At 61.9% G+C, this 6,209-nt stretch carries 7 protein-coding genes and 2 pseudogenes; 3 read left to right on the top strand and 6 right to left on the bottom strand.

Translation table 11 applies throughout. The features are described from left to right. The 4 genes and pseudogenes from EOA60_RS14670 to EOA60_RS14655 all read right to left on the bottom strand — a co-directional run. A pseudogene (locus tag EOA60_RS14670) lies at positions 1-256 on the bottom strand (PQQ-dependent dehydrogenase, methanol/ethanol family); the annotation flags it as partial. 101 nt (positions 257-357) lie between these two features. Next, the gene (locus EOA60_RS14665; protein ID WP_245322486.1) at positions 358-1,140 is read right to left on the bottom strand and encodes a heme-binding protein; all 783 of its coding nucleotides are present in this window, start codon (positions 1,138-1,140) and stop codon (positions 358-360) included. A gap of 463 nt (positions 1,141-1,603) precedes the next feature. Then, entirely contained in the window at positions 1,604-2,008 is a 405-nt protein-coding gene (locus tag EOA60_RS14660) for a DUF982 domain-containing protein (RefSeq protein WP_095782978.1), read from the bottom strand. A gap of 240 nt (positions 2,009-2,248) precedes the next feature. After that, entirely contained in the window at positions 2,249-3,499 is a 1,251-nt protein-coding gene (locus EOA60_RS14655; protein ID WP_245322485.1) for a phospholipase D-like domain-containing protein, read from the bottom strand. A 423-nt stretch (positions 3,500-3,922) separates the two neighbouring features. On the opposite strand from EOA60_RS14655, the gene EOA60_RS14650 reads away from it, so the two are divergent. Both EOA60_RS14650 and EOA60_RS14645 read left to right on the top strand, forming a co-directional pair. Continuing rightward, positions 3,923-4,216 (top strand): DUF768 domain-containing protein, encoded by a 294-nt coding sequence (locus EOA60_RS14650; RefSeq protein ID WP_164748151.1) that lies wholly within the window; start codon positions 3,923-3,925, stop codon positions 4,214-4,216. Further along, positions 4,197-4,484 carry a hypothetical protein gene (locus EOA60_RS14645; protein ID WP_066993818.1) on the top strand — a complete coding sequence of 96 codons (288 nt, stop codon included), beginning with the start codon at positions 4,197-4,199 and terminating at the stop codon, positions 4,482-4,484. Before EOA60_RS14650 ends, EOA60_RS14645 begins: the two co-directional genes overlap by 20 nt. A 28-nt stretch (positions 4,485-4,512) precedes the next feature. Here the strand turns inward: EOA60_RS14645 and xth are convergent, their stop codons facing one another. Together xth and EOA60_RS14635 are read right to left on the bottom strand one after the other, a co-directional pair. Further along, the gene (gene xth, locus EOA60_RS14640) at positions 4,513-5,301 is read right to left on the bottom strand and encodes an exodeoxyribonuclease III (protein WP_095826011.1); all 789 of its coding nucleotides are present in this window, start codon (positions 5,299-5,301) and stop codon (positions 4,513-4,515) included. A 58-nt stretch (positions 5,302-5,359) separates the two neighbouring features. Further along, the gene (locus EOA60_RS14635) at positions 5,360-5,569 is read right to left on the bottom strand and encodes a hypothetical protein (RefSeq protein ID WP_127334815.1); all 210 of its coding nucleotides are present in this window, start codon (positions 5,567-5,569) and stop codon (positions 5,360-5,362) included. A gap of 153 nt (positions 5,570-5,722) precedes the next feature. On the opposite strand from EOA60_RS14635, the pseudogene EOA60_RS14630 reads away from it, so the two are divergent. Beyond that, a pseudogene (locus EOA60_RS14630) lies at positions 5,723-6,209 on the top strand (hypothetical protein); the annotation flags it as partial.

Raw genomic sequence — 6,209 nt, 5'->3', positions numbered from 1 at the left:
ACATCGTGCTGCCGACCACCAGCGGTGCCGCTTCCTGGCCCTTGTTCACGCCGGTCGAGAAGGTGAAGGCGACCTGCAGGTTCTTGACGTTGCCTGCATTGATTTCCGCGAGCTCGCTATAGCGGGTCGAGGCGTAGTTCTTGGCTGGCATCGTCCATTGGCCGTCGTCGGGCGGGGCGGCGGAGGCCGGCGGCGAGATCGCAGGCGTCGAGGGCGACTCCGAGGCGGCCATCAGAACTGGGAGACAGGCCAGCATCATCGCCCCAACAATGCTTAATCCCGCATATTGCCGCGCAGCCCGGGTGAGGCGAGCGCGTCCGGACTGCGCACACCTCGCCGTCAGCTGTCGCGCTGCCTTCATTTCGGGACCGAGCCTCCGACGCTGGCGCCCAGTTCGGCGGCTATGTCGGCCTCGCGCCCGGCGCAAAGCGGATGACCCCAGCCGGATGCGCTTTTGCCGCCTGGGTCGAGGTCGTAGATGATGGCGTCCTTGCGGTTGGGATTGACGCCTGCCGGAACCTTGTCGAGGCCGAGCGCTGCGCGGACGCGCCAGGCGACGTTGTGGTCGGCGCAGGAGGAATCGCCGCTGACCCCGAGGCCGCCGACGATCGCCTTGCCGTCGTACAGGGCCAGGCCTCCGCCGAACACCACCACGCCTCCGATCGGTTTGCCGATCAGCGGGTCATTGGGGCTGCCGAATGTCTTGGCGTCGCCGGCGTAAGCCGCCGCCTGATTGACGGGGTTGGTGGCCTGCAGGCCGAACAGCGGCCCGCCTGGTTGCACGCCGGCATAAAGATTGGCGGTCGACAGGGCCATATTCGCCAGGCTGAGCCCGTTGGCCGTGTTGGCCTTCTCGGCCGCGACCAGCCGGCTGCCGGGCCATTGCGCGTCCACGGTAGGGCCGCTGAAGGCGACGGCGCAGACCGTACCGTCACGGGCAACGATCGCGGCCCATTCATTGCTTTCGAAGCCGCCATTTGCCGGCCCGCCACTCGCCTTGACATTGGCCTTCAAGGCCGACAGCAGTTTGTCGTGATCGGTCGGGCAGGGCGCTTGCGCCCAAGCGGGATTGTGTGGCAGCACCGCGATGGCCAAGAGCAGGAGGCCAAGAGCGGCCGACGGACACTGGCGGAAATGCATGGCGCTTCGGAACACCTTGTTCAACGCGGACAACAAGGGAAAACAGAAATCTGGCGGCAGAAACTCCGGTCTCGCCGTTCTGCAAGCTGATCCTGCTCTTGCTGCGCGAAACCGAACGGACAACGAGCCCCTTTGTTCCTGCTGCCCAGAAAGGGACTGCAAGAATTGCGTGTGGCAGGTGCATCCATATCGAAGTCCGGCCCAACAGCACCAAGGACCTGGCGGTGCCATCACCGCTCCTGGGAGGCGGCCAGCGTTCCTCGATTGCTGCAGCCGTCAACAGCAGGAGGTACGCGGCTGCTTGGTCTTGCGACATGTGCAGTAGAGGAACCAGCTGTGCCGCCCTGCGTTGGACGGGCAATGGAGCAGCTTCGTTCAGATTTCGCGCCGATCGCACAGCCCGGTTACTGGCTGGCCCTGCTGCTTTTGTTGCTTCCCTATGGGGTCGGCGTGTTCTTCCTCATCAGGACGTGCCACTGCCTGTGACTTGATCCGCTGCCTCGGCGGCGTCGAGCTCGAGGCAAGGCGCGCTCGCGCAAATCCCGGTCTGGATCGCCCAGCTGACGAACACTTTCCTGGCCGCGGCGACCGGCCCGCGGCCATCATATGCCGCGCAGCAAGCGTCGCTGGCCAAACCGTGCAGGCGGCACCGCTTCTCGAACGGCCACTCCTCCAGGAATTCGATGGCGTCCATCGCGCAACGGATTTTCCTCACGCCAAATGGCACGTCATCAACAAGGACAGGTTCAGCGAACACATCAGTGCTCATCGCGCCTGGTTCTGCCGCGCCGTGGTCGTGACCATAGTTGTCGCTTTGCCGAGAAATCAAAGCACGCCCAACGGGCTCCCCGAAGACATTTGGGCCCATGACCTTCCTCCGCTTGATGCGCCAATCGCCGGCAGGCCAAACAGATGCTCAGCAAGGTGTTGGGCATGTGCCGGCGGCGCTGAGGTGAAATATTGGAAGCGCGATTTTCGGCGTCAAGAGCCGCCCCGTGGCGGCCGACCCTGGCTCACCTGGGGTGGGTTGGCAACTCCGCCGATCTGGGTGACGGGCGGCCGAAGAGACAAGCAGCGGCTGGTGTTTGCGTTCGGCTCCATGGGCTGACTAGAGCTGCGCGTGGAGCGTGCTGGCCAGCCAATCGGTGAACTTTTCGCGCATGGGACGCGATCTCCATTCGGCAAGGCTGATCTGCCTCGAGCGCTTCAGATCTTCGTTGAACAAGTCGATCTGCGTTCGTGCGAATTCCTTGCCATAGACGTTGAGCGTGGCCTCATCGTTCAAACGCAAAGACCGCTGGTCCAGGTTGGTGGAACCGAAGCTCGCCCAGACGTCGTCCACGATCAGCAGTTTGGGGTGATACATCGTGGGCTGAAACTCGTAGATCCGCACCCCGGCCTCGAGCAATTTGCCCCAGAAATAGCGCGAAGCTTTGCGGACGATCGGAACATCCGTCAGGGAATTGGGAACGATCACATCGACGGCGACGCCTCTTTTTCTGGCGTCCAATATCTGCTGCAGGGCGATGTCGTCCGGGACGAAATAGGCCATGCCGATGCGCAGGTGGTCTTTGGCCGCGGCTATGGCGGCCAGCATCATCAGCTCCATGTTTTCGGAGCCGTTCGGCTGCGAAGAAAGGATCAGCTGGGCACGGAGCGCACCCGCGGCTTCGGGCGGCAGGTAGAAGTTCTCGCCCTGCAACGTCTCGCCCACTGTTTCCAGCCAGTTCTCGGCGAAGGCCGCCTGGAACCCGGGCACAGCAGGCCCTTCGATCTGGTAGTGCGTGTCGCGCCACTCATTGGGGTTGCGCGCATCTCCCAGCCAGTTGTCCGCGATGCCGACCCCGCCTGTGAAGGCGACCCGCCCGTCCACAATGAGCAGCTTGCGATGCGTCCGGTTGTTGACGCGGTCGAGCGTGTACCAGTGGATCGGCCGATAGCGCTCGAACCGAACGCCAGCACTCGTCATGATTTGGATCAGCTTCTCATCGAAGGGAAGACTGCCAAGCCAATCGACGAGCACGCGCACTTCGACACCCTCTCGGGCTTTCGCAGCCAAAGACGTGGCGAACTCGTAGCCGACCGAGCCCGACCAATAGATGTAGGTTTCCATGTTGATGGTCTTTCGGGCCGAACGGATCGCTTGCAGCATGGCGGGAAAAATCTCGTCGCCGTTGACGAGGGTCTGCACGGCGTTCGCCTCGAACATCTGCCCCTGCGAATAGCTGCTCATGCTCCTTGCGAATTGCGGATCTGCCGCATCGAAACGGTGCGGCACGATGGTGCGGATGACACGGGTCTCGGGGATCAAGTTGATCGCGAGCAGCGTGACCAGACTGGCGACAAGCGCGACGGCCAAATACTTGAGGCTGCTGAGCAGTCTCCGCCGGTTCCGACCAAATCTCACCTTTCACGCGCCCGCTGGAGGCGCCAGGGTGGCCGCCCCATACCAATTCAGACTTTGCCGATCGAAAACGACACACAGTGCTGCGTAGGCCAGCAGCACCAGGAATGCGGCGGGACGGGACGCTAAAGTCCCGATTGAGGTGAGGAAACTCGTTATCGGGTGATTTGCCATGCTCAAGAACTGTTGATCCTGACGCAGGTTCCAGCCTTGACCCGGGAGTCTGAAGTGCAAGCCTGAAGCTATAACAACTTTCGACCACGCCTGCATCCTTCGCAGGCAATCGGCGTTGAAGAAGGATCCTAGAGGGCGGGTTTAGACATGGACACGAAGCCAACTGACGCTGACACGGTTTCCGCTCAGGAACCGGATATCATCGTGAACAAGACCGCACATTTCGTCGGGGAATGGATCGACGAGCACAAGGCGGAAGCCGCAGCTGCAATCCCGGCCGAAATCGCCGCCGAGAAGCTCGCCGAACAATGCATCGCCGATGCCGAAGGCCTGGGAATACTGGCTGAGGATATCGGCGACGAAGTCGGCGATCTCAAGCAATACATCGCGGAAACAGTGCTCGGAGACGAAACTTCCAGCAATGGCAAGATTGAGAGCCCGCCCGATCCGCTCCCGGCGGCGCCGAATGGAGAAACCAATGCCGAAGTTCCGTTTTGAGTTCATCGAAAGTACGGCGCAGCCGGCCATCCAGGTCGACATGGAAAATTTGGATGCCGCCAAGGCCGAGGCGAAACGCGCGGCTAAGGAGGCGATGCTCGATGGGATTGTCGAAGGCGTCGACCCGACATCGTGGGTTACGAGAATCTACGACGAAGCGGGGTATCTGGTCGCCACGATCGGATTCCAGGACCTTGTGGCCGCGCCCCAAGCTGTCGGACAAGCCCACGAACAGACCGATGAGCCCGGCGTGATACGCTCGGGCTGATGCCGCTCCTGGGCAGGCCATCGGAACCTCAGTCGAGCTTTCCAGGCCAGGTCAGCTCGATCCACGCCGGGGCATGATCGCTTGGCCTTTCCAAAGCTCTTACCGCAGCATCGACGCCCGCCCCTCGCAGCCGGTTTGAAAGTGCCGGACTGATCAGGAGATGGTCCATTCGCAGGCCGGAGCTCCGGTCATAACCGCCCCGGTAGGAGAAGTTCCAGTAGGTGTAGACCCTCTTCTCGGGATGGATCTGCCGAACCGCATCCGTCCAGCCCATCTTCAGCAAATCGGCGTAAGCGTCACGACTCTGCGGGAAAAACACTGCATCGCCCAACCAGCGCGCCGGCACCACCGCATCAATCAGGGTTGGCACCACGTTGTAATCGCCGCACAGGACCGTTTCCTCTTTAAGCAAGGTCTGGGAATAGCTGATCAAACGCTGGAACCACGCGAGCTTGTAATCGAATTTAGGTCCAGGCGCGGGATTGCCGTTCGGCAGATAGATGCAGCCGATCACCAGCCCATCCACCTCGGCCTCGATGTAGCGGCTGTGCGTATCGTCCGGGTCGCCTGGCAGTCCGCGCCTGCGCTCCTGCGGCTGTTTCCCACGGGCCAGAATCGCTACGCCGTTGTAAGATTTCTGCCCATGCCAGACGGCGCAGTAGCCAGCCTGCCGGATCGCCTCGGCAGGGAACTTCTCATCGGATGTCTTGAGCTCCTGCAGGCAGACGATGTCATAGCCGGTTTCGCCAAGCCATTTCAGGAGGACCGGCAATCGCCCATTGACGCCATTTACGTTGAAAGTAGCGATCCTGGTCATCCGGTTATCTTGGCCGATGATCTCTCCGGGCAGTCACCCCGATACTTGGTTTGGAATACTAGCTGTCTTTCTTGTAGGATTTGGCGGCCTCATCGATCTTGCGCCAATCGTTTCCGTGACGTCGCACCAGCTCCCGCGCCTGAGCCGGCGAGATGTTTTGCGTTACCACGATATGGTTCACTTCCGTTTCTTCGCCTTTCAGCGGGCGCGAACGTGGCCTTCTGGGCCGGCTCGCCGCTGTTTCATCTGCATCACGTCGTCTCGCCATGGGCTGACCTCTCCTGATCCGGATTAACCGTCGAATGCCGGGAAGGTTTCCGCTCGCGGTTCCTCGAGCAGTTCGGCTTGTCTCGGCTGTGTGGCTTGAACCCAAGGAACTTGCGCGGCGTTCCTTGCGAGCAGAGCTAGCAAGCGCAATCCGATGGAAAAATCCGAAGCCCATTTTGAACCGCAGAAGCCTCGTGGTGCCGAAGCGCGCTTCCCGTACGATCGAGCGGCAGTTGAGCGGTTCCAGCTTGCGTTTCCGCGCGCGAGGTGGAACGACGAGCTCAGGAGCTGGTTCGTGCCCGGAAAAACGGCGGCGCGGCGGATCGAGCGCTGGCTGGCACAGGAGACAGCGGCTCGCGCAGCCCATGACGACAGTAAGGGGCGGGATGCCTTCGCCTTCGATCCACTGTCGAGCCACTATCTGGAAGTCGCGGACGACCTGCGCATTCGCGCGCCTTATTCGAAGACCGTGCTGGAGGAACTGCGAGCGGTTCCATGGGCGAGTTGGGACGACGAACTGCGGGTCTGGCGGGTGCCTTTTCGCGCTTATGAGGAGCTGCGGCGCCGTTGGCCAAGCATCGAAAGAGCCGCCCAGCGCGCCGAGCCGGAGGAGAGGAAACGCCGGCGGGAGGCTGGTAAAC

Source organism: Mesorhizobium sp. M1A.F.Ca.IN.020.06.1.1 (assembly GCF_004023265.1).
Classification (GTDB): Bacteria; Pseudomonadota; Alphaproteobacteria; order Rhizobiales; family Rhizobiaceae; genus Mesorhizobium.
Note: the sequence above shows the minus strand (reverse complement) of the source record. Positions and strands in the feature narration are given on the sequence as shown.